A 26,938-nucleotide genomic window follows, 5' to 3' on the forward strand; every position below is an offset into this window, starting at 1 on the left:
GGATGTTTACCGCGGGCATTTTCTGGGACTATCTGAAGACTTATTTGAAGACGCGTATGCAATACCGGTCCGACTTCTGGGTGGAGGTGTTCTCGGACCTGTTGTTTCTGGCGATGAACCTCATCTTCATCGTCGTCATCTTCGAGCATACGCAGCTGCTCGACGGCTGGACAAGGGAGCAGATCATCTTCGTGTACGGGTACTTCATGGTGCCGTACGGCATCTTCTCCGCGTTTTTCGGTTTATGGGGATTTACGGAGCGGTATATCGTGAAGGGGGAGCTGGACCGGGTGCTTACGCGTCCGGTGCACAATCTCGCGCAGCTGATGCTGGAAAATCTCGACCCGCCGGGCCTGCTCTCCTCGATCATCGGCGTCGCGATCATGGCGTACGCCTGGCCGGCGCTCGGCGTCTCGCTCGATTGGTACGACCCGCTCGTCTTCCTGCTGCTCGTCGCGGGCTCGGTCATGGTGTACGGCGGCATCTATATCGCGTTAACCGCGGTCTCGTTCTACTCGGATTCGCCGACGGGCATCCTGCCGCTTATGTACAACATCCAGAGCTACGGGCGGTATCCGATTACGATCTACAACAAGATGTTGCAGCTCGTCCTGACGTGGGCGCTGCCGTTCGCCTTCGTCGGATTTTATCCGGCCGCGTTCTTCCTGGAGGCGGACGACTTGCTCGGCTACGCCTGGCTGACGCCGGTCGTCGGCGCCGTGTTCTTAGGGTTCGGGCTGTTCGTCTGGAATACGGGCATCAAGCGTTATAGGGGGGCCGGATCATGAGCGAAAACGAGAGCAAGGGCAAAAGCGCCCCTAAGGAAATCAAGCTGCCGATCGTCGGCCGCAAGGCGCCGGATTTCGCGCTGCCGACCGGGGACGGCGGGACGTTCAAGCTGAGCGAGCAGAAGGGGAAGAAGGTCGTCTTATACTTCTACCCGCAGGATCAGACGCCGACGTGCACGCAGCAAGCATGCGAGTTCCGCGACTTCCACGGCAAGTTCGCCGAGCTCGGCGCCATCGTCGTCGGCGTGTCGCCGGATCCGCCGAAGTCGCACGCGAAGTTCGCGGAGAAGCAGGCGCTGCCGTTCCCGCTGCTGTCGGACGAGTCGCTGAAGGTATGCAAGAAATACGGCGTCTGGCAGCTGAAGAAGCTGTACGGGCGCGAATATATGGGTGTCGAGCGCTCGACGTTCCTGATCGACGAGAAGGGCAAGCTCGTCCGCGCGTGGCGCAAGGTGCGGCTGAAAAATCATATCGCCGACATTCTGAAGGCGCTGGAATAGAAAACGACCGCTTCGAAGGCGTATGCAGCCTGCGTTAGCGGTCGTTTTCTTCGTCGTGCCATTTATCGGTCTAACGACGGAGCTTCGCGGCGCGCGTCTTCCTGAGACGCCGGACGGCGGTCCGTCGGGACGGTCACCTGCTGAGCGGGACGCGTCGGAATCGGCGCGTAGGGCGCATAAGGCGAATAGGGCTCGGACGGCGGCGTGAACGGGAGCGGGGGATGAACGACTAACACCATAAGTATTCTTCCTCTCTTCTTATCGATGTTTCTTAACCACCACTTATCCTATTCCGCATCTACGAAAATGTGACACCCGCGCCGAATTATTTTATCGGAAGCACGTCCGTCAGCGTCGCCCGTCCCCAAGGCGCGATCTTCGCGACGACGATCATGTCGGCCGCCCGCTCCTCCAGCGCGAGACCGGTGCCTTCCGGCACGTAAAACCGCTCAAGCCCGTATCGGACGACGATCTCTTGCTCCCACCGCCACGTCGCGAGCCCCTTGATCAATACTTGATCCGGCGGGACCGCGACGCGGCTCGGGTACGCGGCGACCGCGGCGTAGACGTCGCCCTTCGGCGCGACCGCGACATAGATCGCGTCGCCTTCTTCGGGAAGCGCCTCGCCGCGCCATAACGACGGAGAGAGCCGACTGATGTCATACGACAACGTCACGTAGTCGCCGTACAGAATGTCGCGCGGGTCGACCGGGACGGTCTGCAGCCGCACCTCCTTGCCGAACCATACGGCGGCGTAGGAGGAGCCGGCGAGACCGAGCAGGACGAGCGCTTGCGCTAGGACTAGAATCGCGACCCACCGAAACCTCGTCATCGCTCTTCCTCCTTCGTCGCTTCCCGAAGCACGACCTTCTTCCGCCGGCCGAGGAACCCGCTCAGGGCGAGCAGCAGGGCGCCGCCGATCAAGAAGAAGAGCGACTTGTCGAGGAACGCCCACGTCAGCTTGAAGTAGGCGGCCATCGTCGCGAGCAGGAACGCGGCGGTGCCGGCGTTAATGCGAGGCCGCGATTCCTCCTCGTAGCCGCGGAGCAGCGCGTACAGCGCGAACGCGAACGCGGCTACGAGGTACAGCACGGGCACCGCGGACGGCGCGGCGTACAAGAAGGGCGCGAACGGCAGCCAATCAAGCAGCGACAAGGCGTCGCCGCGTCGGCGCTTCGCGTACGCCGAGACGGCGAACAGCGCCAGCAGCGCCGGGACGTAGACCCAAGCGTCGAGAGGCGTCGGCGCGCCGAGCGGTCCGGCGAACAGGACGATGCCGAGCGCGAACAGGAACGCCGCGGCGAGCGCGGGCCATTGAACCGCGCGCCGCAAGCGGTCGCCGCGCAGCAGATCGCCGGCGGCGTACAGCAGCGCCATCGGGACGAACATCGCGCCGAACGGCCATTCCATCGCGAGGACGAGCAGCAGCGTCTGCCCGACGACGCCGATCGACCAGAGCGCCGGGACGAGACGAGACCCGCGGCGGACGAAGTCGAACCATGCCAAGCCGAGCGCCAATACGGCGAACGCCGCCCAACTGAAGCGGCCGCCGAACGCGCTGAGGCTGTACCCTTGCGCCACGAACGTCAAGATGATCGCGATGACGTACAAATACCGGCTGCGGAGCGCGTACGCGAGCGCCGCGCCGGCGGCGGACCAGACGACGAGCGTCGCCGCGCCGTACATGACCATGTGAAACATCTGGTGCACGAGAATCATGCCGCCGCCGAAGGCGAACAAGCCGACGCTGGCGATCGCGACGCCGAGCCGTTCGTGCCCGCGCGCGAGCAGACGGCCCCCGGCGGCGTAAGCCGCCAACATGACGGCGAGCAGCAGCGCCAGGCGCAGCTCGTTCGCGAGCTCCTGCCAATTCGCGGCCACGAAGCTGAGCACTCCGAGTCCGAGCAGCAGCCCGCCGAGCAGCGGCAGGACGCCGACGCTTCGCTCCGGGCTGTCGTCGTACAAGGCGCGGATGCGCGCGAGCTGCTCCGGCGTGACGATTTCTTCGCGTACCCAACGGTCGCCTTCGCGGGCGAGCCATTTTCTAGACATGCCGTTCCCTCCTCCCGCTTCCGTTCATAAGATACCCCTATCTTCGCACAGGCCAACGGAGAAGTCGACGGACATACGTTACAGCTTCGTCACCCCGATCGCGTGATGATCGGCGAGAATGCGGGCGACGCGCTCTTGCTTCGCTTCGTCGCCGTTACAATTGACGAGCAGGACGACGTCCGCGTGATGGATGCGGTGCTTGCGGATCGCCCTCGTCTTCTTCGCGAAGCGTTCGACGACGATGCCGAGGGCGATCCCCGCGACGAGCCCGATCATTCCCCAGAGGATGGGTCCCCAGTACAAGAGGAAGCCGTAGATCGTGCCGAGCAGCATCGAGACGGTGGCGACGCACGCGACCGGGAACAAGTTGAAGCCGTCCGTATTGTACGGGTCTACGGGAAGGGAGCGATTCGGGCAGGGCTTCCGAAGCGGGATCGCCAGAATGTCGGAGGCGGTCACGCGGGCTTCCTCCAACGTCGCGAGCGCGAGCTCCAGCTTCAGCGAATGTTCGAATACGGATACGACGTACAAGGGGCGGGCACCTCCAATTTAGACGGGCATCTTGAAGTCGGGCGAGTTGTACCGATTCCATAAATGTCGAGCTTGCTCGATTTCGAACATTCGATTGTTAGCCAGAATGCGGTAATAGCTGTCGCTCGCCGCGAATAGGTAGACGGAAGGTAAATATAACAGCCACTGCGGATCGAGCGACGACGTCGCGAGGGCGAACTCCCCCGTCATCGTGTACAGCGCCGCGGGCATGAAGTTCGATTTATAGACCGCGAACATGTGGGACAGCATCAAAAACAGGCCGGGGGCAAGGTTTCTCGAGATCAGATGGCCCAGACCCGGCATGAACAACGACCAGACGATGCCGATCCAGGGGTTCGTCTTCATCAAGTAATTGATCTCGAAGCTGTTCATTCGGAAGGCGGGAAGCGGAACGCGGTCGCGGTCGGCCAATACGGAAAACTGATTGAGCTCCGTCGCGAGACGATACGAGTCCCACATGACGAAAATATAGATGACGATGTACAAGAAAAACCAACGGGTGTCGAGGCTGGCCTTCGCCGCGTCGAATTCGCCGATCATCGAGAGGTAGATCGCTTGATTCAGGTGGCTCTGCGTATTGAACGTGAACTCCCAGAGGAAAAGGAGAACTCCCTTGACTCCCTTGCCAAGCAAGATGTGGCCGGCCCCGGGGAAGGCGGCCGACCACCATAAAGCGGTATATGGGTTGTGGACCTGAATGATATTGGAATTGAAAGGGGAGATGGCCGCCTTCGGCCGCCGGATCCCGCCGCTTCTGATCTGCATTGCGTCTTCCCGCCCGTCATTGGAGATAATCCTAGTGTTTTACGGGAAGGGAATCATTATCCAAAGGCGCGTCGGACATCAAGCTTCCGGCGCGACCTGGATTCGCAATACCGTCTTCCTCCGGGAGGGCTCCGTCTTCCGCGGGTCCGAAATGTAGATTTCTCTATGGAGGAGCGACGTTCTTCGGTAACCGCGCTCGCGGCAGTACGCTTCCATCGTCGCGAAGCTGGCGGGCTCGTCGTCGTAGCTGCCGACATGCATCATCTGGCAGCACAATCCCTCTTCCATCGAGACGAAGGAAGCCCCGGCGAGGAAGGGATTCGGCTTCTTCCGGCTCGTCTCCCGCCGAAGCCGCTCGAACAGCGCGTCGTCGAGAAACGCGGGCTGGCGGATCATGAGCTTGTACTTCAAGTTGCTCTTCACCGTAGGCGGTACGCTCACGTCGATGAGATCCCAGACGCCCTCAAGCGGGTATACCGTGTATTCGTAGTAGCCTTCCGGCGGGGCTTCGCTCTTGTAGGACATCTTCGCGGCATAGCTAAGGCTGTACAGCGCGGCGGTCGCCGACGCGAATTCGTCCCCGTTCGGATCCCCTTGCCCCTCGATCGCGATGAACGTCATGCGCGGCACCCGAACGATGTCCGGACGTTCCTTCGGCAAATACAACGACTTGTCTTGTTTCTTATAGTCTATTTTCGTCATGCTCGGTTCGACCTCCGATTCGGTTTCGCGTTCAGCATAACATTCGATCACTGACAGGGGCTGTCATGGTCGGAAAAAGAAACAGGAGCCGCCCTGTAGCGGGGGGCTCCTGTCTTCGACGGCGGATTCGGATGGGCCATGCATCGGAGGGAGATTTTCCCGTTCATCGGGCGACGGAGTTACCCGCGCAGCCCGAACCGGTTGCCGGATTCGTCGAAGAACGTAGCGAACGTGCCGAAGCCCATCTTCGCGGGCTCGCCCTCGAAGGACACGCCGTTGCTCTTCATCTCGGCATAGGTGCCTTGGATATCCGAGCATTCGAACACCATGGACGGTTTCAGCTCCCCGGCATTCGGCATCGCTTGTTTCGGATACAAGACCAATACGGTTTCCCCGGCGTTCGGCGGCGATACCTCGATCCAACGCATCGATGGCCCCATGGGCATGTCCTTCCGAACGACGAAACCCGCCTGTGTCGTCCAAAATTCTACCGCTTTGTCCTGGTCTTCTACATAAATGGAAACGCTGGCGATCTTGCCGATCATCGTCGAAAGCCCCCTGCAAGAATGTTTTCGGTACATCTATCGTCATCATAAATCTATTCCTAAGCGAAGTATTGTACAAACGCGACATCCTTCATTTTCCATAGAAGGGGAGCCAATCGACGAACTGCTTCGGCGTCATGTCGTAATATCGCTTGAACTCTCTGCTGAAGTGCGAGTAGTCGTAATACCCCGCGTCGTGCATCGCCTGCAGCGGATCCCGAGTGAACAGCAGCTTGAGCCGGGCTCTATCGAAGCGGACGATGTTCTTCAGCTCCGACGGGGTGAAGGAGGTGTACTCCTTCACCTTGCGTTCCAGCTGCCGCTTGGACAGATGGGCTCTAGCGCTCAGCTCCTCCACGGATGCCTGTTCCTCCCGGTAAATCTTGTAGAACACGTCCAGCAGCTCCGACGGCTTAAGCGCGGCTTGGCAGTAGTCGTTCAACCGATCGACGACGTCGGGACGGTCCATTCGAAGAAGGGACTCCGCGTCGAGTCCGGGCAGCGCGTAGTCGACGATCGAGCCGGCGTACGCGTTCGGATCGAGGCCGAACAGCAAGTACGCTCCGTGATTGTACGCGCGGATGCCGATCAGCTTCGCGTCGCCTTCGTTTTTTAACGTAAATCGCTTACGATGAGCGCCGATCAGCATGCGGTCGGACAAGCGAATTTCTTCCGAGCCGATGACTTGAGTAAAGGAAGAACCGGAAATCATCAAGATTTCCGTCAACCCCGTCGGCCATAAGTATTCGTAGCGGCCGACGCGATCGTCGTAGGTGCGCTCCATGATCCAGAAGCATTTGATGTACTTTTCCAGCTCCGCACAGGGCTTATACTCTTTATAGAACATAACGGGTTTTACCTACGGCAGGGGACAGGGCGCGGGAGTACGCGGTTCTCATCATCCTTCATCCGTCCGTTCTCGCTTTGGCGATTTTCTTCTTCTTACTTTACCATACCGGTCGTCCGTTTCCCTAAGCGCTCGAACCTTAAGGAATTTCGGTTCCCCTCGGCGGTTGGGGAATTATGGTATACTCAGCGGTAGTGAATAAATTTGCGATGGAGGCGGATTCCATGAAATGCCCGGTATGCAATGATGTACGGATGAGAGAAATAGAGAAGAACGGCGTGCACATCGATGTTTGCCCGGATTGCAAAGGAGTATGGCTCGACCGGGGGGAGCTGGATAAGCTGATGCTCGGGGTACGCGAAGTGCGGGAGGAATATAACGAATGGCACCGGGAACCGCCGCCCCAACCTCCGATTCCGCCTTATCCGCAAGGGAAGCCAAGGAACGATTCCGATTATAATCGCTACCCGCCGAAATATAAGAAGAAAAACACCGTGCTGGACATCTTCAACGATTTGTTTTAACGGAACATGGCCCAGAGCTCTGCGCATCGGCGGAGTTCCGGGCCATCTTCGCGTTCTATGGGGACCGGCTTCGGCCGCCGTCGCGGCTTACTCCTTCCTCGAAAGCCAATCCGACAGCGCGCGGACGTCGTCGGCGTCGGCATGCCTTAGCGAGAAAGCCGTTCCGGATTTCCCCGTCGCTACGGCGACCTTGAGGGTAGCGAGCCGCTTCCCTTCTTGCATCGGCGTCTGCGAGCGGCGATGCCATTGCACGCGAGGGCGCGGGATCAACACCGTCTTTTTGGAAAATGCCCCGCTGCGGAGAGCGAGCAGCCCCCCCTCCCGCGACCAAGCCGCACGACGGAATTCCATGAAGCCGAAGGCCCACACGGCCGGCGGGAGCAGGAGCGCGCCCCAACGCCAATCGGTCGGCAGCCAGACGATGGCGGCCGCCGCCGCGAGCGACGCGAGCAGCGCGGGAAACAATGCATAGCTGTGATATGCCTTCTTGCCGACGGGCTTCCACGATCCCGGCCAGCGGTAGTCCGTCAGGAACGTTTCGAACAACGCCGGCAGCTCCGAAACGCGAAGGAGCGGGAAGACGTCGACGGTCTTGTCCTCGTCATCCGTGCCGCCCGCGATCACGATTCTGACGGAGGCCATACCGAACGGCAGAAGCAGGGCGTGCTCCGTCACCCGTACCGCCTGGATGCGCCGAGACGCGATGACCCTGCGTTTCTTCTCCAGCACCCCTCGTTCGATCGTAAGCGTATCGCCCTCCGCCTCCAGCCGGAACCCGTACGTCAGCAGGAAGGTGGCCGCGACGGCAAGCGCCCACGTCGCGGCGGCGAAGGCACCGACCGCAAGAGGGAGGCCGGCGGCGAACAACGGGCCGGACATCGCGTCCCAGATTTCGGTTTTCCGCAGCCATTCGTCCCACAGCTTCACCCCGCCGCCGACGACGACAGTCCAGATCAGCAGGAACTTGCCGCTGGCGACGCTCAGGAGCAGCGTTCGGCGGAGCGAAAAGCGCATGCTCCGAACGCCTTGACCCGGAAGGAGGCGCTCGACAGGGGTTTCTTCAGGGTCCTCGGACGCCGCGCCGCCGCCTAAGCCCAACGCGGCCTGAATGCGGGCCGCCTCCGCCGCCGCGATGGAGCTGAGTACGGCGTTCTCGTCTCCTCCGGCCGTCTCCACCTCCAGTCGGACCAAGCCGAAGAGGCGATCGTACACGGCTACCGTCGTATCCAGGGACTGAATGCGGTCCTGGGCGATCCACATTTTCCGACGAACCCATAACCCTTGCTCGATGTACAGAACGCCGTGCTCTACCCGGTATCGGAAGCGCAGCCAGCGGATCCAAGCTACGGAAACCAACAACATGGCGGCGGCCGCGACGACGAAGGCGGTGAGCCCCCCTCGTTCGATCGATCGGCCCAGCAGCTTGTCGGCGCCCCATATGACGGCGGGAATGAGCGGCAGCAAGCCGGACAGCTCCTTCCCGGAACGGAACAGAAAGTAGAGCATCGACACGGGATGGAGCCGCTTGCCTGCGGGAGCGTCCGCGACCGATTCAGCGTTCTTCATGCTCGGCTACCCTTGCCCACTCGGCGATCTGCCTGCGCACGCGATCGGCTTCTTCCTCGGACAGCGCCGGAATGCGATGGCTGCCGGCCGCCGTGGCGAACGTGACGGTCGACAATCCGTACCGCTTCTGAATCGGTCCCTGCTTCGAGTCGACATGCTGGATTCTCGACATCGGGATCGACGAGCGCTTCTTCACCCATAATCCGTGCTGCAGCTCGATCTCCTTCTCCGTGACGTCGTACCTCCAAGTGCGATAGAGCAGCTTCGGCATGGCGATCAACTCTATGCCGACGAATAAGACCGAGAGGGCGGCCGCCGCGGCGGGGATCCAGATCGGCCAGTCGAACCTCGCCGTCAGTGCCCAGAGAATGACGAGACCGGTCAAGTCGGCCGCGCTGGCGATCCAGCCTTCCGTTCGTCGGGCTTGCACCGCCCGCGGGTCGATTCTCTTCACGACGTTCGCGCTCTGTCCGAATGCGGCTGCCGCTCCTCTTCGGCGCCGAGGTCGAACGCCGCGACGCACTCTACATGGGCCGTGTGAGGGAACATATCGACCGGCTCGACGGACGCGAGCCGGTACGCGCCGCCCGCGAGCAGCGCCGCGGCGTCTTTCGCGAGCGTCGACGGGTTGCACGAGACGTAGACGATCCGCTTCGGGCGCACGCGCCGCAGCGCGTCGAGCAGCCGGCGGTCGCAGCCGGAGCGGGGCGGGTCGACGACGACGACGTCGGGGCGGAACCCGCTCTCGGCCCAGCGCGGCAGCAGCTCCTCCGACAAGCCGACGTGGAACGAGGCGTTGTCGATGCCGTTCGCGGCGGCGTTGCGGCGCGCGTCCTCCACGGCTTCGGGCACGGCCTCGATGCCGCGCACTTCCCCGGCCGCTCCGGCGAGCCAGAGCGAGATCGTGCCGACGCCGCAATAGGCGTCGACGAGAGTTTCGCCGCCGGTCAGGGCGGCGGCCGCCCGGGCGCGCTCGTACAGCCGAACCGTCTGCGACGGGTTCAGCTGGAAGAAGGCGCGCGGGGACAGCTCGAACGTCAGGTCGCCGAGCGTTTCCTTCATGCGCTCCGCGCCCCAGACGATGCGCGTCTTGTCGCCGAACACGAGCGGCGTGTCTTCGCCGTTGACGTTGTGCGCGATCGAGACGACGTTCGGCAGCGCGCGCCGCAGCTCGGCGACGAGCGCCCGCTCGCTCGGCAGCTCGGCGCCCGTCGTCACGAACGTCAGCTGCGTCTCGCCGGTCGATACGGCCGCGCGCGCCACGACCGTGCGCAGCGCGGACGGGCCTCGCCGGGCCGCGCGCCCGCCGCCGCGGGCGCCGCGCTCCGCCGTCCGGCCGCCCGAGCGCACGGCGTACTCGCCGTCCTCCGGCGCGGTCTCGAGGGCGCGGCCGTAGCCTGACGCGTCGGCGAGCGGCAGTCCGAGCGACTGCACGATGCGCTTGACCGTCTGCATGACGTCGTTCACGGCCGTGCGCTGTACGGGGCAGCCGGCGATGTCGACGAGCCGCCGCGAGCCCGACGCATACAGCCCGGCGAGCACCTCGCGGTTCGGTCCGAGCCCGAGCTGCAGCTGCGCCTTGTTCCGGTACGCGCGGGGTTCGTCCATGCCGACGATCGGCGCGAGCGGCAGAGCGTCCGCTTCGATGCCCGCGTAACGGGCGAACGCCTCGCGGACGAGCGCTTCCTTCTCGCAAAGCTGGCCTTCGTACGCCAGATGCTGGAGCGAGCAGCCGCCGCAGTCGTCGTACCACGCGCAGAACGGCGCCGTCCGCTCGGGAGACCGCTTCTCCGTCTTGACCGCCTCGCCGTACAGCAGCCTAGGCTCGACCTTCGTCACTCGGACCCGCACGACCTCGCCGGGCAGGGCGCCGTTCACGAACATCGCCTTCTTCTTGTAATAGCCGACGCCTTCGCCGTTAATGCCGAGCCGTTTGATCGTTACGACGACCGTATCGCCTGGGTTCAGCTTGTCCGCGTCGGCGGCGGACACGGGGGCCGGTCCCGCGGACGGGCGCGGGCGGCGGGGGTTCGTTTTCGCCATGGATAGTCTCCGTTCGTTGTTCGCTTGAGATGATTTCGTTCCTCTCACTTTACCACATCGGCGGTTCGCTCCCAACGGAGGACGCGGAGGCGGAATTTTTTGTAAACCGTCGAACCGTGAGGTAGGATAATTACGTAGTAAGCTGGGAACGGATGCGGAGGGAGCGGGATAAGGTGGAACATGTCATCGAGGCCGAAGGTCTCGTGAAGCGCTACGGCGCGTTCACGGCGGTGAACGGCGTCAGCTTCCAAGTGAGACGCGGGGAAGTGTTCGGACTGCTCGGGCCGAACGGCGCGGGCAAGACGACGACGATGGAGATGATCGAGGGGCTCCGGCGGCCCGACGGCGGGCGCGCGCTCGTGAACGGCTTCGATACGGTGTCGCAGCTGGAGAAGGTGAAGGCGATCATCGGGGTGCAGCTGCAGTCGACGTCGCTGTTCGACTTGCTCACGGTGCGGGAAATTGCCGAGATGTATGCGAGCTTCTATAAGGAATCGGTGCCGATCGAGCCGCTATTGGAAAGCATGATTTTGACGGAAAAGGCGTCCGGCCGCGTCAAGCATCTCTCCGGCGGCCAGAAGCAGCGGCTCGCCGTCGCGCTGGCGCTCGTGAACGACCCGCTCGTCGTCTTCTTGGACGAACCGACGACGGGGCTCGATCCGCAGGCGCGGCGGACGCTATGGGATATCGTGCTCCGGCTGAAGGAGCAGGGGAAGACGATCGTCCTGTCGACGCACTACATGGACGAGGCGCATATTCTATGCGATCGCATCTGTCTGATGGATCAAGGCCGCGTCATCGCCCTCGACACGCCGGCGGACTTGATCCGGGGACTCTCGGCCGACAAGACGATCGAATTCCGCGTGCCGGATTTCGCTGCGATGCCCGGCGAACGGCAGGAGCGGACGCGCGGCTGGCTGCGCGGCATCGACGCGGCGACGAGCGTGGAGGAACGGCAGGAGGGGTTCGTCTTGTACACGGGCGATCTGCAGGCGTCGCTGACGGCGCTCGTGTCCGGCGCGGAGGCGCACGGCTTGCAGCTGGAGGGCCTCAGCACGCGAACGGCGACGCTGGAGGACGTGTTCATCCAGATGACGGGAAGGAGCCTGAGAGAATCATGAAGCGAAGCGCGTATGTCCAGCTGACGAAGGCGCAGCTGACGTTGTTTCTGCGCAATCGGCAGATGTTGTTCTTTACGATGTTCTTTCCGATTCTGATGATGATCGGCCTCGGCACGATGCTCGACGGCGGCGATGTGTCGTTAAGCGGATACGTCGTGGACGAGGATGCGAGCGAGGCGTCCGCGGACGTCGCGGACGCGCTGCTCGGCGTCGAGGCGCTCGGGCTGTCGGCGAGCGAGAATAAGGAGACCGCGCTCGAGGCGCTGCGCCAAGGCGATACGCAGCTCGTCGTCGTGCTGCCGGCCGGCTTCGCGGCGGCGATGGCCGCCGGCGGGGAAGCGGCCGCGGTCGACGTGTTTTACGAGGAGCAGAATATGACCGTCGCGCAGCTCGGCGTCCAGTACGTCAGCGGCGTCGTCGACGGCATCAGCAAGGAGATTACCGGGTACGAGCCGGCGGTCCTGGTGGCGTCGCAGCCGGTACAGTCGCTGGGCCTCCGATACATCGACTTCCTCGTGCCCGGCATTCTCGCGATGATGATCATGTCGACGAATTTGAACGGCGTCGCCGGCCAGATCTCCTCGTGGCGCGAGCGCGGCGTGCTGCGGCGCATGCAGAGCACGACCTTGAAGGCGCGCACGTTCATCGCGGCGCAAATTACGGCGCGGCTTATTCTGAACGGACTGCAAGCGGTCGTCGTGCTGCTGATCGCCGCGCTCGTCTTCGGCACGAAGGTGAGCGGCTCCTGGGCGCTCGTGCTGTTCTACATCGTGCTCGGCACGCTCGTCTTCATGTCGATCGGCTTCATCATCGCGGGCGTCGCGAAGACGCCGGAGAGCGCGGGTCCGATCGCCGGGCTCATCTCGTTCCCGCTCATGTTTCTCGGGAACGTGTTCTTCCCGGTGCGGAACATGCCGGACTTCCTGCAGCCGATCGTGCACGCGCTGCCGATCGTGCATCTGTCCGACGCGCTGCGGTCGGTCATGAACGTCGGCGCCGGCCTCGGCGCGCTTTGGAGCGAGACGCTCATCCTCGGCGGCTGGCTCGTCTTGGCGTTCGCCGTCGCAAGCTGGACGTTCAAGTGGGAATAAGACGAATTTAATGTTTCTCGCCCGCGACCGCATGACGGTTTTCGGCGAGGGGAGGCTGCTCCAGCCAGCCGTTGTCGATCATGATCGACATCCACTCCCCGCCGACCTTCAAATCGTCGGCGATCGCCATCATATATTTCGGCGCCAAGTCCTTCCGCGGAGAAGATGCGAGTCCGGAGCCGTAATATACCATCGCCGAAGAGAACAAGAAGCCTATGAGAAACATCATTAACTTGTCGGAAAACGGTCCCTTCGCGCTGTCGGTAATTTCCGCGGTCAAGCACGTCGGCGTCGGAAGGCCGTCCGCTTCCATGATCTTATTGAACATGGAGATATGCTTCTCCTTCGTTCGAACGGCTTCGTCCAGGAAGGAGCGGACCCGATCGGAGGAAGCGGTTTGCCGGAAGGCGACGGCCAATCCCTTCGCCAATATGCTCTTCTTCAAGTTAAACAAAATATCGGTGATCTCGATGCAGCTTAACGGCCGGGTATCGTGAAACCACCCGGACAAGAAGCTCTCGCGGGTGACGAAGTCGACCCTAGACGGCGGGACGAGAGTAGGGGGCCGAAAATACAAACCCTTTTCCAACAGTAAATCCTTCGTTCGGTTACATAACTCCAGGGCGGTCGTGGCGCATTCGGTGAAGTAGCTCCGGGCGTCGCTCCGCGAGGAGGTCGTCACGGCGCCGCTGTAGCCGTGGCAGCCGTGCAGCGACATGATGTTCAAGTAGTTCAGGCAGAAGACGTCGGTAAACAGCCGGGGCGTCTCCACGGCCAGATCCCGGTCGGAGAAGCCCGTCGGCACCGGATATCCTTCGCTCTTCAGGAACGACGCAATCTTGTCCATGTGTCGGGTTCCGAGATTCGTCGAATAGTCGAAGACGGCTTTCGTATCCGGGTCTTCGAGATGGCGTTGCATGGCGCGGGCGACGCAAAGCCCCGCCGAGTCGTTCATATATTGCGTCCAGAGCGCGGCGACCTCCGCGGAGGTTAGTTTGGGTCGGTGAGCAACGACGTTCACGGGAACACCTCTATCGGGTTTTCCCATAGTTTCCCTCAGGGGATGATGCATTATACAAATTTGGAATAAGCATCCAGACAATAAAAAACCGCCCTCGCCCGTTCCTTGCTCGATACGGGAGGAGAGCGGTATTTTACGTTTCGTCGTTAGTCTACGTTAATGAACGGCGTCGCTCCGCCGGTTACGTTCGGCAGCTGACCGTTCCACTTCTCGATCGCCTTGAGCTGCGCTTCGATCTGACGCAATTCGATCAGCTCCGGCGTTACTTCTTGCTTCTGCAGCCGCAGCGCTTCGGCTTGCGCCTGCGCTCTGGTGATCTCCTGCTCTTTCTCGATTTTGATGCGCTCGAGGTCCAGCTTCGACTTCAGCGCCTGCTGCTCCGCGATTTGCTTCTGCTCGATCGCCCGGTCGAACTCTTCCGAGAACTTGAATTCGGTGATGTTAATTTCGTCGAGGATCATATTATACAGTCCCAGCTTGGCGGTCAGCGCTTCCTTCACCTTCGCGCTCACCTCGGACCGCTTAGAGATCAAATCCTCCGCCGTATATTGCGCCGTCACGGCCTTGAGCGCTTCGCTGATCGCCGGGTCGACGATTCTAGCTCTGTACTCTAATCCGACGTTCTGATACAGGTTGTTGACGCTGCCGCCCTCCAGATGATAGTTCACGGCGAGCGTCGTCGTCACCGTCTGCAGGTCGCGGCTCGCCGATACTTGGCTCGATTCGGCTTTCTGCACGCGCACTTCGACCGGGACGACCGTCTGAATGAACGGTACGACGAAGTGCAGGCCCTCCGACAACACTTGCGGCTGCACCGCGCCGAGCTGCAGCACGATGCCGCGATGGCCCGCTTCCACGATCGTGAATGAACGGAAGCCGACGACGACGAGAACGATCACGATCAATACGCCGATCGCGACACGGGATATATTCTTGGGGTTCGGCATTCTTACGACGTTCTCAGGATTCAAACGGACCACTCCTTAAGATATATGATTCTTTCATACGTTAAGGAACGATCCCGCGTTGCAAGAAGTTATTGGCGATCGTCCGTCTACCGTACGAAGGCCGGGACGTTCTACCCGAGACTGCTCGGCCATAGGACGAGGGAGCCGCCGTCGCGGTCGGCGCCGCGCTCGAGCAGCGGCCGGACGGCGTCTTCGGCGTCCGCGGCTCTGCGGCCGTTCCACGTCTCGATGCGGATGCGCTTCAGCCCGCCGCGGCGCAGGAGCTGCCTCAGCGCCGGGAACAGCGTCGCGGCCTCGTCGGCCGATTCGGTCATGCGGACGATATGCTTGCCGTTCGATTCGAGCCAATAGCGCCAGACGCCGTCCGCGAAGACAAGGTAGTTGCCGGGCTTCCTCGCGAAGTCGGCGCCGGGGACGTCAGGCCAAGGCGCCGCGACGCCGTACGGGACGGCCGGGTCCGCCGCGCTGACGAGCGCGACGCCGCCGGTCGGGGACGCTTCCGCGGGAGGCGGCGTCTCCCAGCCGCGCAGCGCGGAGATCGTTTCGCGTTCCATGAATTGCAGCGTCGTCACGCCTTCGACGAACAAGCCGCGCGCGACGACGCCCCACTCCTCGAGCTGCTTGAAGAGCGGCAGCGCGGCGTCCCAGCCGAACGGCGCGTACGCGTTCACGATGGCGGAGGTGACGCCGCCGAACGCGAGCAGCAGCTGCTTCGCCCAGGCGACGGCGCGCTCCTGCTCTTCGTTCGGTCCCCTGGACGGCGGCTCGACCGCGTACCAGCGGCCGTGGCCCGAGCCGAGCTTCGGGTGGAGTCCGCCCTTCGCGAGCAGGAAGTTGCGGATCGGCGCGAATTGATCGTTCGCGACGCGCCCCTCCCAGACGAGCTCGACGAGCTTCGGCAGCAGCGCGGACGGCGGTTCGCCGGCGTCGGCCGACAGGCGCGTCAGGAACGAAGCGCCCCGCTGCCGAAGCAGCTCGAGCAGCTCGGGATGGGCCGACTCGGCGTCTCGATGGGCGTCGCCGAACGACAAGGCGCCCTCCATCAGACGCTCCGACCCGGCGAGGAAGAAGGCGATGCGGCCCTCCTTCTCGCCGGGGCGCCGCCGGCCGAGCCAGACGAGCTCGCCGGACGCGCACAGCAGGTCGAGCTCGTCCTTGCGGTAGCCGGGGAGGCGCGCCGGCAAAATCGTCGACTCCCATTGCGCGGCGGGGAGGAACAGTCCTTGCAGCGGCGCGAGGGCGGCGCGCAGCGCGTCGGCGCCGGCCGCCGCCGCGGGCCGGTCCAGGCCGTGCCGCGCGAGCAGCAGCCGCTGCCAGCGCGCCGGCTCGACGGGCGCCGCGCCGCCGCGCACCGCGGCGAGCGACAGCCGCACGAGGCGGGAGGCGACCTTGCGGCTCGTCCAATACGTCGGGACGCCTGCGCTTGGCGCCTCGAACGGCGCGGGCTCGATCCGGCCTTCGGCGGCCCAACGGTCGACTTGGGCGTCGGCGTCGGCGGGCGCGAGCCCGAACCGTTCCGCGAGTTCCTCCGCCGTAAAGCCGACGACCCCGTCGATATATCGCAGCAGCACGAACGCCGCCGCCTCCGGGTCGGCGGGGAACCGCGCGTACGTCTCGACCTCGTCCCTGGCGATATACCGCGTCTCGCCGGCGACGCGCACCGTCGCGACGCGGCCCGCCGCGACGGCCGCCTCCGTCCACCGGGCGGCGTCCGGCCCGGCGATCTTCTCGAGCTGCGCCGCGGTCAAGTCGCCTCGGCGCTTGAGCAGCGCCGGCACGTCCTCCGGTCCGGCGACCGGACGGCCTCCGGTTTCGAGGCGCTCCGCTTCGGCTTCGAGCGCGGCCGGATCGAGGGCGAGCTTCGTCCGCTCCTCGCCGAACATCCGCTCCGCCATGTCGCGGCTGACCTGCTGCAGCTGCCGCCGGAGCTCCTCGCTCGGCGCGTCGCCTTCGTACAGCATCTGCGCCACGTAGTCGAGCGTGAACTGCACGGCCAGCGGCGACGGCGCGTCGCTCTCGACCGAGACGACCTCGATCTCGCCGTCGTTCAGCCGGCGCAGGGCGCGCTTCAGGCTCGCCGCGTCCAGCTCGCGCATGCATTCCTCGAGCGCCGCGCCGAACAACGGGAACTTCTCCGCGAACGGGAGCGACGCTTGAAGCAGCTCTTCGGCGCGAATGCGCTTCTGCCACGACGGCACGCGCGCGAAGCCGCGGGAGAGCAGCAGCGCCGTCTCGGCCATGCGCCGGAACGTCACGGCGAACATGGCGGACGCCGGCACCGCCTCCGCGAGCGCCGCCTCCGCCGTCTCCGGCGTCAGCGCCCACAGCCTCGGCAGCGCGTCGGCTTGCCAAGAGCGAAAGACGAGCTCGATGCCGTTGTCCTTGGCGTTCGCATACGGCGGGAACGGGAGGGACTCGTCCCAGATGCGCTGCAGCGCCAGGAGCCACGCCCGGTTAACGCGCCGGCCCCAATAGTTGTGCACGACGACGTGCGTCTGTCCGGACACGTCTTCGTACCGCTCGACGACGAGGCGCCGGTCGGTCGGCATGTGCGACGCCGCCTCCTGCCGGCGGACGAGATCTATTAGCTCCTCCGAGGCGCGAGCGTCGAAGCCGCTCGTCCGAGCGAGAAACTCGGCGAGCTCGAAGTCCGATTGCCTGGCGAGGCGGTCTAGGAAGTCTCGTACGAACGCGCCGATGCGTTCGCCCAGCGCGAAGCCGCGCCCGCCGGCGTCGCCCCGCCAGAACGGCACCTCGCTGTAGCGGTTGGCGGTTTCACTGACGATGACGCGGTCGTGCTTGATCTCGCGGATCATCCAGGCGTGGGCGCCGAGCTGGAACACGTCTCCGACGCTCGATTCGTGGACGAACTCTTCCTCGAGGTCCCCGAGCTGCAGCTTCGTCTCGCCGTGGTAGACCGGGTAATTCGCGCTCGACGGAATCGTGCCCGCGCCGGTCATGGCGGCGAGGCGCGAGTTGCTCCGCGCCGTCAGCTCGCCCGTGTCCCGGTTCCAGTCGAGCACGGGCTTCGCGAACGGGTAATATCCCGCGAGCAAGTTCAATACGCTGTAGAACGTCCCCTCCGGCAGCCCGCGGTAGGGCGCCGCCCCGCGGACGAGCGACAGCAGCGTCTCGGCCTTCGACGGCGCGGCGGATACGGCGGCCGTCAGCTGCTGCGCGAGCACGTCGACCGGCGCGTCCGTCATCGCGATCGGCTCGATGTCGCGCTCGCGGACGAGGCGCGCGAGCACGGCCGTCTCGGGCAGCGCGCCGCGGCTGCGCACGAGGATGCGGCCGACGCTCGTGTCGCCGACGCCGTGCCCGGCGCGGCCGATGCGCTGAATGCCGGAAGCGGCCGACAGCGGCGAATCGATCTGGATGACGATCTCGATATGCCCGACGTCGATGCCGAGCTCGAGCGACGACGTCGCGACGAGGCAGCGCAGCTCGCCCGCCTTCAGCAGCCGCTCGGCCTCGAGCCGCCGCTCGCGGGAGACGCTGCCGTGATGCGCGCGGGCGAAGCCTTCGCCGAACCGCTCGTTCAGGCGCAGCACGAGGCGCTCGGACAGCCGGCGGTTGTTGACGAAGACGAGCGCCGTCTTCGCTGCGCCCATCAGCTGCTTCACGCGGTCCGTCAGCGCCTGCCAGACCGCCTCGCGGTCTTGCGTCGCGACGGCATAGTCCGGCACCGTGACGCGAATGTCGTACGTCTTGTCCATCGCGCTCTCGACGATGGCCGCGTCGCGGAATGCGCCGGATGCGTCCGCGCCGGCGAGGAACGCCGCCGCCGTCTCGAGCGGCTTCTGCGTGGCGGAGACGCCGACGCGCTGCGGCGCCGGGCCGCCGCCGTCCTCGAGCAGCCGCGCCAGCCGCTCGAGCGACAGGCTGAGGTGCGCCCCGCGCTTGCTCGGCACGAGCTCGTGGATTTCGTCGACGACGACGTACCGGACCGTGCGCAGCATGTCCCGGCTCTTCTCCGCGAGCAGCAGCAAGTACAGCGACTCCGGCGTCGTCACGAGCACGTCCGGCGGCCGCTTCAGCATCGAGGCTCGCGTACTCTGCGGCGTGTCGCCGGTGCGCACGCCGGCGGTAATCGGGCGCCACGAAGCTTCGCTCGCCGCTTCCGCCGCCAACGCGTCCAGCTCCGCGGCGAAGCCGACGACGTGATGGTGGATGTCGTTGTTCAGCGCCTTGAGCGGCGTCACGTAGAGAACGCGCACGCCGGGCGCGTACGGCTCGGGGCCGCTCTTCGCGCGCGCGACGAGCTCGAGTCCGGGCAGCAGCGCGGCGAGCGTCTTCCCGGAGCCGGTCGGCGCGGCGATCAGCGTATGGCCGCCGCCCTGGATCGCATCCCAGGCGCGGAGCTGGACGTCGGTCGGTTCGCCGAACGAGCGGACGAACCAAGCGGACAGGACGGGGTGGAACCGTTCGAGCGGATGGGGCTTGTGCGGCATAGGGCGGGCCTCCCGAGGGCGTCGTTTTCCGAAATATGGATAGAGAAATTATACCACACGCGGAGCGAAGAAAATCGCGCGAAACGCGGCGGCGCCGGCAGGGGAAGCCATGGGGAGTGTCGAATCTTGTCAGAGGCGGATATTTTTCCTGCAAAGGGGTTTCCTACATGAAAAAACACAAGATGCTGCGGACGTGCGCCGCGGTTTTGGCTTTGACGGCCGGGATGCAGCTCGGCTTCCCGGCCGTGTCGCACGGGGCGGAGGCGGCGGCGCTGCAGGGCGTCGTCAAGGACGCGGCCGGCGCGCCGATGCCGGGCGTAACGGTGCAGCTGCATACGGATTACGAGTCGCATTCCGTCGTCACGGATACATACGGGCATTACGGGTTTAATGAAGTATACGACGAGGTTTCGTCGCTGCAGGTCGCCACGCCGGGGTATCGGGCGTTCGCGGCGAAGGATGTGGACGTCGGCGGAGGCGGGGCGCTCGACGTGCATTTGACGCCGTACGCCGGGACGGAGGTCGGCGCGTGGAAGGCCGCCAGCCAGACGTCGCGGCATCTCGTCCTGCTGGCGGGGGACGGCACGGTGTGGACCGTCGGCGACAATTCGGACGGACAGCTCGGGGACGGGACGACGATCGACCGATACGTTCTGATGCAGGTGCCCGACTTGACGGACGTCGTGGAGGTAGCGGCCGGCGAGGAGTTTACGCTGGCGCTCAAGTCCGACGGTACGGTGTGGGCGTGGGGCGATAACGGGTCCGGCCAACTCGGCGACGAGTCGGGGTTGGATCGTTGGTTCCCGGCCGAGGTGCCGGGGCTCGCGGACGTCGTCTCGATCGCGGTCGGGAAGTATCACGCGCTGGCGGCCGATGCGAACGGCAAGGTGTACGGCTGGGGGGAGAATTACAACGGGCAGCTTGGCGTCGAGCCGACCGGCGCCGCGTATGTCCTGAAGAAGCCGACGTTGATTCCTGACTTGAACGGCGTCACGAAGGTCGTCGCCGGGGATTACTTCTCGGCGGCGCTGTCCGAGGGGAACGTATTCACATGGGGCAGCGACAGCTTCAGGCAGCTTGGGCGGATGACAGATCCCTACACGAATCTCTATTACAAGCCTTTGCCGGCGACGGGGGTCTCCGACGCGACGTTGATCGCCGCGGCCGACGACTCGATGCTCGCTGCAGGAGGCGGCACGATCTGGGGCTGGGGGAATAACGATTCGGGGCAGCTGACCTATAACTTCGGAGCTAGCGGAAAAAATGAAGTTTCCGGAATCGGTACGATTCTATCGCTGGCGGCGGGAGACCGACATTCGGTCGCGGTCACGGTAACCGGCGCCGTGTACACGTGGGGCGGTAACGGAGACGGTCAGCTCGGCCGCGGTTCCTACCCATTGACTTCGCCGCAGCCGGTAACCGCGTTAAACGATGCGGTCTCCGTCTCGTCCGGCGAAAACACGGTGTTCGCCCTCCGCGCCGACGGCAGCTTCTGGTATTGGGGCTTGGGCGCGGGCATGGAGGACATTCTCGGTCTCCAAGAAAGACGATATGCGCCGTATTTGGTCCCGGCTCTGGAGCAATTGGACGTATGGTCCCGTACGACCGTCTCCGGGACGGTGACGGACGTCGCGAACGGCTCGCCGATCGAAGGCGCGAACGTTCGGGTCTCCTGGGGCGAGGGGGGCAGTACCGAAATGACGACCGAGGCGGACGGCACCTTCGCCTTCCAACTCCCGCCGTACGATAACTATAATATTGTTGTAGAAAAGGACGGGTATTGGTCGTCAACGAACGATTGGTTCGAGCTCGCTCCCGGTTCGGTCGGCGCGACGATCAACCCGGTGCTCGAGGTCGGTATACCTCGGATCGAACTGAACGGCGACCCGATCGTAATCCTGAAGCCGGGCGATCCGTACGTGGATGCAGGGTATTACTCCGTAACGGACGATAAGGACGAGGAACTGTACGTCGAGGTCTCAGGCGCCGTGAACGCCGCCGAACCTGGGGTGTACCGAATCGAGTATACGGTAGAGGATTCCGACGGATACGTAACGACAGTATACCGCACTGTACTCGTCTTGTCGGACGACCCGGAGCCGGCCGCGAGCGAAGCGACGTTCATCGATACACTGCCGATCGAATCCGTTATCGACGGCACCCTGTTCTGGAGAGTCGATGAGGGGACAGCGCCCGAAACGTACTACATCGTCGTCGCGGACGGCGATCGAAACATTCAGTACTCGTTAGGCGAGGTAGAAGTGAACGAGGCGGGACTATACAGCTTCAGATTGCCTGATTGGATCGAGAGCGCGGAATCGAACGCATTCATCGGCATCTTGGCCGGCGCTCATAAAGCGTCGTACGTGCCGATCGCGGATGCGGCGACGCCGGAGGACGTGTTCGCGCAAGTGCGGACGGCCGCCGATCGGGCGGGAGACGGGTTCCGCATGGACGACGCCGCAGCGTTCCTGCGCTACGCTCCCGACCTTACCGGCGACGGATCGTTCGATCGGATCGACGTCACGCTATTGCTGCGTGCGATTCCGAGCATCGCTTTCGAATAAGCGAACGTACCTTTATGAATGAAACCCGCCTTCGCGCAAGGCGGGTTTTCGCGTTATAGCGAAGCAATTATTTTCGCATTGACCGTGAGAATCGTTATCAGTAGAATGAGTCCATATGAAAATACGAATTTTACTGCGAATCTTCCAAGCCGCATTGGTCGCGGCGTTCGCGTGGCTGCTGTGGGCCCACCTCGACCCGAAGCTGCTGTCGGACGGCTGGCGCGCCCTGTCCGCGAGGCCGGAGCTGCTGCTCGCGATGACGGCGGCATACGCCGCGGCGTTCGGCTTACGGGCCGTCGCTTGGCGGCTCTACCTGCCGAAGGCGATGCGACCTCGCCTCTCTCTCGTGTATCACGGCCTCATCTATAGCCTGCTGCTGAACCATGTGCTGCCCGTGAAGGCGGGCGACGTCGCCCGCGTCGGCGTGCTGTGGCGCCGCGGCGGGGTGCCGGGCGCGCTCGCGCTGCAGAGCGTCGCGGCGATGCGCGCGCTCGACCTCGCGGCGCTGGCGCTCTTCGCGGCGGCGGGCGCGCCGCTGCTGCTCGGGGCGGGCGCGGCGACGCCCGCCTACGTTACCGCGGCGGCCGTGCTCGCCGTCGCCGCCGCGGGCGCGCTGGCGCTCCGTCGCGCGCGCAAGCTGCCGTGGCCGGCCGCGCGCCGGCAGGCCGCCTACGCCCGCGAGGCGCTCCGCGGGCGCCGCGGAGCGGCCATCGCCGCGCTCGTGCTCGCCAGCTGGGCGCTCGAGGCCGCCGTCGTCTGGGGCGTCGCCTCCGCCGTCGCCGCCGGCACCGGCGCGCTCGCCCCGTTCGAGGCGCTGTGGGCGAACGCCTTCACGATCGCCGGCGGCCCGGCGTACGTCGGCCCCGGCGGCATCGGAGGCTACGAGAGCGCCATGAGCTACGCGCTCGCGCGAGCCGGGCTGTCCGCCTCCGACGCGTTCGCCGTCGCGCTGCTGTCGCACGGGTACAAATTCGCCTTTTCTTACGCGGCAGGGCTTCTAACGATGCTGCTGCTGCCGATTCGATTACCCGAGTGGCGCGAATGGTTCGCCCGCCGGAAGGAGACCGACCCATGGACCGAATGAACAATGTCGGCGTCTTCGAAAAGACCGCCGCCCGCGCCTGGAACTTCCTGAACGAGGGGAAGTCGTTTTTGCCCATTTTCACGATCGGGGCTTTCGTCTTGTTCCATGCGGCGGATTGGCTCGCCCGGCCGAACGAGGCGATCGTCGGCCTAATCTCGCTGATCATCGTGCTCCCGCTGCTGCTGCTGTACATGTACTTCGATTTCCCCCTGTTCCTCAGAAACTACTTATGGCTGCCCTTGTTCGTTTACGTGCTGCTGCCGTGGCCGCCGGGCTATCCGGCGTTCGACGTCGGGCTGGCGCTGTTCGCGACGGGACTCTTTTTCTTCTTCACCGTCTTCTTCTGGGGCACGTTCTACTACCGGATGCGCATCGGTACGCCGTGGAACAACTACGCGCGCTTCTGGAAGCTCGTGCTGAAGCACAGCGACTCGACGAGCGGCAACGCGCAGGAGCAGATCCCGAAGTTTTTGCTCATTTTGGCGCTGTGGGAATGGACGTACAGGTGGTTCGGCGAAGCGTGGACGCTCTCGCGCGACGGCCTGTTGACTTGGGGCTTTATCGCGGGCGTCGGCGTGTACGCGTGGGTGTTGCATCGGAACTTGTTCGACTGGAAGCCGAAGGAGTACGACTATTTCACGAAGGATCGATACGCCGAGCCTACCGAGCCGCTGGCGCGACGCGTGTACGTTATCGTCATCGACGGGATGCGCAAGGAGCGGTTCTTCGAGGCGAACACGCCGTTCCTGGACAAGTTGCGCCTCGAAGGGACGGAGTATACGCAGATGGAGACGGTGTATCCGGCGCGAACGGTCGTCTGCTTCTCGTCGATGCATACGGGGGCGTACCCGCGCGAGCACGGCATTACGTCGAACCTCGTCATCCGGTACGGCGTGAAGGTCGAGAGCGTGTTCGACGCGCTGCGGCGGGGCGGGAAGAAAGGCCGACTGCTCGGCATCGCGCATCTCGTCGACGCGTTCGGCGACGACGTGGAGAGCATTACGGCGGTCATGAAGCACGACGAGGCGGACCCGTCGATTCTCGAGCGCGCGCTTAAAGTCGTGCGGGAGCAGGACCCGGACTTCCTGACGGTGCAATTCATCGGCACGGATCAGACGGGACATTCCCGCGGCGTGTTTTACGACGATTATATCGAGAAGATCGAAGCGGTCGACAAGCTGACGGAGACGTTCGTGAAAGAACTGGAAACCAGCGGCAAGCTGGAAAATGCAGTGCTCCTCGTCTGCGCCGACCACGGCCAAGCCGACGGCATCGGCGGCCACGGCCATCTGGACGAGGGCGAACGGTTCGTCCCGTTCTTCGTCTGGGGGCGCGGGGTGGCGCGAGGGCGCCGCGTCGAGACGCGGCATTCGCTCGTGTCGCTCGCGCCTACGATTACGCATCTGCTCGGCTGTCCGTTCCCGAGCGCTTCGCACGGCCCGACGCTCGTCGAGACGTTCCGCGACGACCGGTCCGGCGAGGGGGCGTCCAAGCGATGAAGCACATCGTCGTGTTTCTGCCCGCCTATAACGAGGCGGAGTCGCTGCCCGACGTGCTGCCGCGCATCCCGCGCGACGGCGTCGCGGGCGCGAAGGTGACGACGCTCGTCGTCGACGACGGCTCGACCGACGCTACGTCGGCCGTCGCGTCCGCTTGCGGCGCCGACCTCGTGCTGCGCATGCCGCGCAACCGGGGGCTCGGCGCCGCCGTGCGCGAGGGGCTTGCCGAGGCGGTGCGCCTCGGTGCGGACGTCGGCGTCATGATCGACGCCGACAACGAATATCCGCCGGAGTCGATCCCGGCGCTCGTGGCGCCGATCCTGCGCGGCGAAGCGGATTACGTGCTCGGCTCGCGCTTCGCCGGCACGATCCGCGGCATGAAGCGGCATCGACGGCTCGGCAATTACGCGTTCACGTGGCTGCAGCGGGCGCTGTTGGCGGCGGTCGGCCGTCCCGTGACGCTGACCGACGGGCAGTCGGGGATGCGCGCCTTTTCCCGGGAAGCGATGCTCCATGCCGAAATTATCCACGATTACAACTACGCCCAAGTCGTGACGCTGAATCTCGTGCGGAAGGGGTTTCGGCTCGCGGAGGTGCCGATCCCGTATCAAGTGCGAACGAAGGGAGAATCGTTCATCAAACTCCGGGCGTACGCGCGGAAGGTGCTGCCGGCGATCTGGCGCGAGATGCGGCGGAAGGCGGCGCCGCGATGACGACGCTCCGGGAGCGCCCGTTCTTGTCGGCGGCCGCGTTCGCGGCGCTGCTGTGCGCGCTTCGCCTCGCGTACGCGTCGCCGTATGCCGCTTCATGGGACGCGGTCGACTTCGCGCTCGCGCTCGATCGGTTCGATCTGCTGGCGATGCAGCCGCACTTCCCCGGGTACCCGTTCTTCGTATTCGCGGGCATGGCGCTGCGCCCTTGGTTCGGGGGCGACGCGGTCGCCGCGCTGGCGGGCGTCGGCGCGTTGGCGTACGCGAGCGCCGTCTGGCCGATGTACGCCCTCGCGAGGGCTGCGCTGCCCGCATGGCCCGCGGCCGCGGCGGCGGCGCTGCTTCAAGCGTCCGCCTATGCTGGGCTCGCCGCCGCGCTGCCGATGTCCGAAGCGGCCGCGGTCGGCGCGCTATGGTGGTTCGGCTATGCGGCGCTCGCCGCCTTCCGGTCGCCGCGCTTCGCGGTTCGCCTGCTGCCGGCCGCGGCGTTCGGCGCGCTGATGGGCATCCGCTTGTCCTACGTCGCGTTCGGGCTGCTGCTGTTGCCGCTGTTCGTTCGGGAATGGCGTTCGAGCCGTCTGCGCGCCTGCGGGTTTCTGCTTGCCGTCGCGGCGGCGCAGCTCGCCTGGATCGCCGCGCTCGTCGCAAGCGAGGGGAGCCTCGGCGGATTCTGGACGCTCGGCGTCGAATTCGCCCGCGGCCATTTCGCCGAGTGGGGCGGGGCGGCGACGGCGGAGACGTCCCCGCCGCTGCCGTCTCGCTTCGCGACGCTCGTCTTCCGGAACTGGCTCTGGATCGGCGTGTGCGGCGGCAGCGTCTGGAGCGCGGCCGCGCTCGTTCCGGTCGCCGTCGCCGCGCTCGCGTCCGTCGCCGGCCGGCGAGGCCGGGTTCGCGTCTCTTCGTCCGACGCCGCCGCGTTACGCTGGCTCGCCGCCGCTTGCGCCGCGTACTTCCTCTGGGCGCTCTTCGCCCAGAACATCGATAAGCCGCGGCACATCCTGCCGCTCGTCGGACCGGCGCTGTGGCTTCTCGCGCTGGGACTGCACCGCGCGTGCCGCGGCCGCCGGGCCGTCTTCGCCGCGGCGATGGCCGCCGCGTTGGCGGGGCAGCTGTTCGCCGGCCTGCGGCTGCTGGACGCTGCGCATACCGAGACGCCGGCCGTCGTCCAGCTGCACGGCTACGCTTCGGAGCGGCTCGAGGCGCCGTTCCAGCTGCTTACGTGGGAGGAGACGCGCGTGCTGGGGTACTTGGGCGCCGCGTATCCGCACAAGCGCGCGTATACGTTCGCGCTGGCGGAGGAGGAGCGCCGCGCGCGGCCGGACCGGCGAACGTACGTGACCGGCAAGGTCGTCGAAGGCTTCGCCGCGCAAGGGGTCGACGTGGCGTCGAGGTTCGTCTCCGTGGCGACGTTCGCTTCGAACGCGATCGTCGACCCGGTGTATCACGAAATCACCTTATACGAGTGGAAAGAGGAAGAGGAAGCCCTTCGTCCGACGGATTGACCGTCGGCGGGGGCTTTTCTTTTTCACCACAACAACC

24 protein-coding genes are annotated in these 26,938 nt (G+C 64.7%); 10 read left to right on the forward strand and 14 right to left on the reverse strand.

Annotated features, from left to right (window positions below; all coding sequences use genetic code 11):
• Positions 1-2: 2 nt before the first annotated feature.
• A complete protein-coding gene (locus FE782_RS14695; protein ID WP_138194973.1) occupies positions 3-788 on the forward strand; it encodes an ABC transporter permease in 786 nt (261 codons plus the stop codon).
• Positions 785-1,288, forward strand: a complete 504-nt coding sequence (bcp, locus tag FE782_RS14700; protein WP_138194974.1) for a thioredoxin-dependent thiol peroxidase — start codon at positions 785-787, stop codon at positions 1,286-1,288. Before FE782_RS14695 ends, bcp begins: the two co-directional genes overlap by 4 nt.
• A 62-nt stretch (positions 1,289-1,350) precedes the next feature.
• Here bcp and FE782_RS32300 read toward each other — a convergent pair whose 3' ends face one another.
• The 8 genes from FE782_RS32300 to FE782_RS14735 form a co-directional block, all read right to left on the reverse strand.
• Positions 1,351-1,527: a hypothetical protein gene (locus FE782_RS32300; RefSeq protein ID WP_158299400.1), complete on the reverse strand. Its 177-nt coding sequence runs from the start codon at positions 1,525-1,527 to the stop codon at positions 1,351-1,353.
• 86 nt (positions 1,528-1,613) lie between these two features.
• Positions 1,614-2,120: a GDYXXLXY domain-containing protein gene (locus FE782_RS14705; protein WP_138194975.1), complete on the reverse strand. Its 507-nt coding sequence runs from the start codon at positions 2,118-2,120 to the stop codon at positions 1,614-1,616.
• A complete protein-coding gene (locus FE782_RS14710) occupies positions 2,117-3,340 on the reverse strand; it encodes a DUF2157 domain-containing protein (RefSeq protein ID WP_138194976.1) in 1,224 nt (407 codons plus the stop codon). Before FE782_RS14710 ends, FE782_RS14705 begins: the two co-directional genes overlap by 4 nt.
• A 78-nt stretch (positions 3,341-3,418) precedes the next feature.
• The gene (locus FE782_RS14715) at positions 3,419-3,871 is read right to left on the reverse strand and encodes a hypothetical protein (RefSeq protein ID WP_138194977.1); all 453 of its coding nucleotides are present in this window, start codon (positions 3,869-3,871) and stop codon (positions 3,419-3,421) included.
• Between the two features lie 18 nt (positions 3,872-3,889).
• The gene (locus FE782_RS14720) at positions 3,890-4,657 is read right to left on the reverse strand and encodes a hypothetical protein (RefSeq protein ID WP_138194978.1); all 768 of its coding nucleotides are present in this window, start codon (positions 4,655-4,657) and stop codon (positions 3,890-3,892) included.
• A gap of 78 nt (positions 4,658-4,735) precedes the next feature.
• On the reverse strand, positions 4,736-5,359 hold the full coding sequence (locus FE782_RS14725) for a GyrI-like domain-containing protein (protein ID WP_138194979.1): 624 nt from the start codon (positions 5,357-5,359) through the stop codon (positions 4,736-4,738).
• Between the two features lie 179 nt (positions 5,360-5,538).
• Positions 5,539-5,904 carry a VOC family protein gene (locus FE782_RS14730; protein WP_138194980.1) on the reverse strand — a complete coding sequence of 122 codons (366 nt, stop codon included), beginning with the start codon at positions 5,902-5,904 and terminating at the stop codon, positions 5,539-5,541.
• A 91-nt stretch (positions 5,905-5,995) separates the two neighbouring features.
• The gene (locus tag FE782_RS14735; protein ID WP_138194981.1) at positions 5,996-6,751 is read right to left on the reverse strand and encodes a helix-turn-helix domain-containing protein; all 756 of its coding nucleotides are present in this window, start codon (positions 6,749-6,751) and stop codon (positions 5,996-5,998) included.
• 224 nt (positions 6,752-6,975) lie between these two features.
• On the opposite strand from FE782_RS14735, the gene FE782_RS14740 reads away from it, so the two are divergent.
• The gene (locus FE782_RS14740) at positions 6,976-7,275 is read left to right on the forward strand and encodes a TFIIB-type zinc ribbon-containing protein (protein WP_138194982.1); all 300 of its coding nucleotides are present in this window, start codon (positions 6,976-6,978) and stop codon (positions 7,273-7,275) included.
• An 87-nt stretch (positions 7,276-7,362) separates the two neighbouring features.
• Here the strand turns inward: FE782_RS14740 and FE782_RS14745 are convergent, their stop codons facing one another.
• The 3 genes from FE782_RS14745 to rlmD are packed head-to-tail and all read right to left on the reverse strand — an operon-like array spanning position 7,363 to position 10,884.
• Positions 7,363-8,841, reverse strand: coding sequence for a PH domain-containing protein (locus FE782_RS14745; protein WP_138194983.1), 1,479 nt, complete (start codon positions 8,839-8,841; stop codon positions 7,363-7,365).
• Entirely contained in the window at positions 8,828-9,295 is a 468-nt protein-coding gene (locus tag FE782_RS14750) for a PH domain-containing protein (RefSeq protein ID WP_138194984.1), read from the reverse strand. The genes FE782_RS14745 and FE782_RS14750 overlap by 14 nt, the downstream gene beginning before the upstream one ends.
• Entirely contained in the window at positions 9,292-10,884 is a 1,593-nt protein-coding gene (gene rlmD / locus FE782_RS32890; RefSeq protein ID WP_238392497.1) for a 23S rRNA (uracil(1939)-C(5))-methyltransferase RlmD, read from the reverse strand. Before rlmD ends, FE782_RS14750 begins: the two co-directional genes overlap by 4 nt.
• 152 nt (positions 10,885-11,036) lie before the next feature.
• On the opposite strand from rlmD, the gene FE782_RS14760 reads away from it, so the two are divergent.
• Together FE782_RS14760 and FE782_RS14765 are read left to right on the forward strand one after the other, a co-directional pair.
• On the forward strand, positions 11,037-12,005 hold the full coding sequence (locus FE782_RS14760; RefSeq protein ID WP_138194985.1) for an ABC transporter ATP-binding protein: 969 nt from the start codon (positions 11,037-11,039) through the stop codon (positions 12,003-12,005).
• On the forward strand, positions 12,002-13,096 hold the full coding sequence (locus FE782_RS14765) for an ABC transporter permease (protein WP_202914540.1): 1,095 nt from the start codon (positions 12,002-12,004) through the stop codon (positions 13,094-13,096). Before FE782_RS14760 ends, FE782_RS14765 begins: the two co-directional genes overlap by 4 nt.
• A gap of 7 nt (positions 13,097-13,103) precedes the next feature.
• Here FE782_RS14765 and FE782_RS14770 read toward each other — a convergent pair whose 3' ends face one another.
• From FE782_RS14770 to FE782_RS14780, 3 genes are all read right to left on the reverse strand, one after another.
• On the reverse strand, positions 13,104-14,117 hold the full coding sequence (locus tag FE782_RS14770) for a DUF3231 family protein (RefSeq protein ID WP_158299401.1): 1,014 nt from the start codon (positions 14,115-14,117) through the stop codon (positions 13,104-13,106).
• 146 nt (positions 14,118-14,263) lie between these two features.
• Positions 14,264-15,088, reverse strand: a complete 825-nt coding sequence (locus FE782_RS14775) for a prohibitin family protein (RefSeq protein ID WP_238392498.1) — start codon at positions 15,086-15,088, stop codon at positions 14,264-14,266.
• 107 nt (positions 15,089-15,195) lie between these two features.
• Entirely contained in the window at positions 15,196-19,539 is a 4,344-nt protein-coding gene (locus tag FE782_RS14780; RefSeq protein ID WP_138194987.1) for a DEAD/DEAH box helicase, read from the reverse strand.
• 167 nt (positions 19,540-19,706) lie between these two features.
• Between FE782_RS14780 and FE782_RS14785 the strand changes: the two genes are divergently transcribed.
• From FE782_RS14785 to FE782_RS14805, 5 genes are all read left to right on the forward strand, one after another.
• Positions 19,707-22,106, forward strand: a complete 2,400-nt coding sequence (locus FE782_RS14785) for an RCC1 domain-containing protein (protein ID WP_158299402.1) — start codon at positions 19,707-19,709, stop codon at positions 22,104-22,106.
• 115 nt (positions 22,107-22,221) lie between these two features.
• A complete protein-coding gene (locus tag FE782_RS14790) occupies positions 22,222-23,190 on the forward strand; it encodes a lysylphosphatidylglycerol synthase domain-containing protein (RefSeq protein ID WP_138194989.1) in 969 nt (322 codons plus the stop codon).
• Positions 23,187-24,689 (forward strand): alkaline phosphatase family protein, encoded by a 1,503-nt coding sequence (locus FE782_RS14795; RefSeq protein WP_138195143.1) that lies wholly within the window; start codon positions 23,187-23,189, stop codon positions 24,687-24,689. The genes FE782_RS14790 and FE782_RS14795 overlap by 4 nt, the downstream gene beginning before the upstream one ends.
• Positions 24,686-25,402, forward strand: coding sequence for a glycosyltransferase family 2 protein (locus FE782_RS14800; protein WP_138194990.1), 717 nt, complete (start codon positions 24,686-24,688; stop codon positions 25,400-25,402). Before FE782_RS14795 ends, FE782_RS14800 begins: the two co-directional genes overlap by 4 nt.
• The gene (locus tag FE782_RS14805) at positions 25,399-26,901 is read left to right on the forward strand and encodes a nucleoporin-interacting protein (protein ID WP_138194991.1); all 1,503 of its coding nucleotides are present in this window, start codon (positions 25,399-25,401) and stop codon (positions 26,899-26,901) included. The genes FE782_RS14800 and FE782_RS14805 overlap by 4 nt, the downstream gene beginning before the upstream one ends.
• Positions 26,902-26,938: the final 37 nt, after the last annotated feature.

The sequence above is a fragment of the Paenibacillus antri genome (genome assembly GCF_005765165.1).
GTDB lineage: Bacteria > Bacillota > Bacilli > Paenibacillales > YIM-B00363 > Paenibacillus_AE > Paenibacillus_AE antri.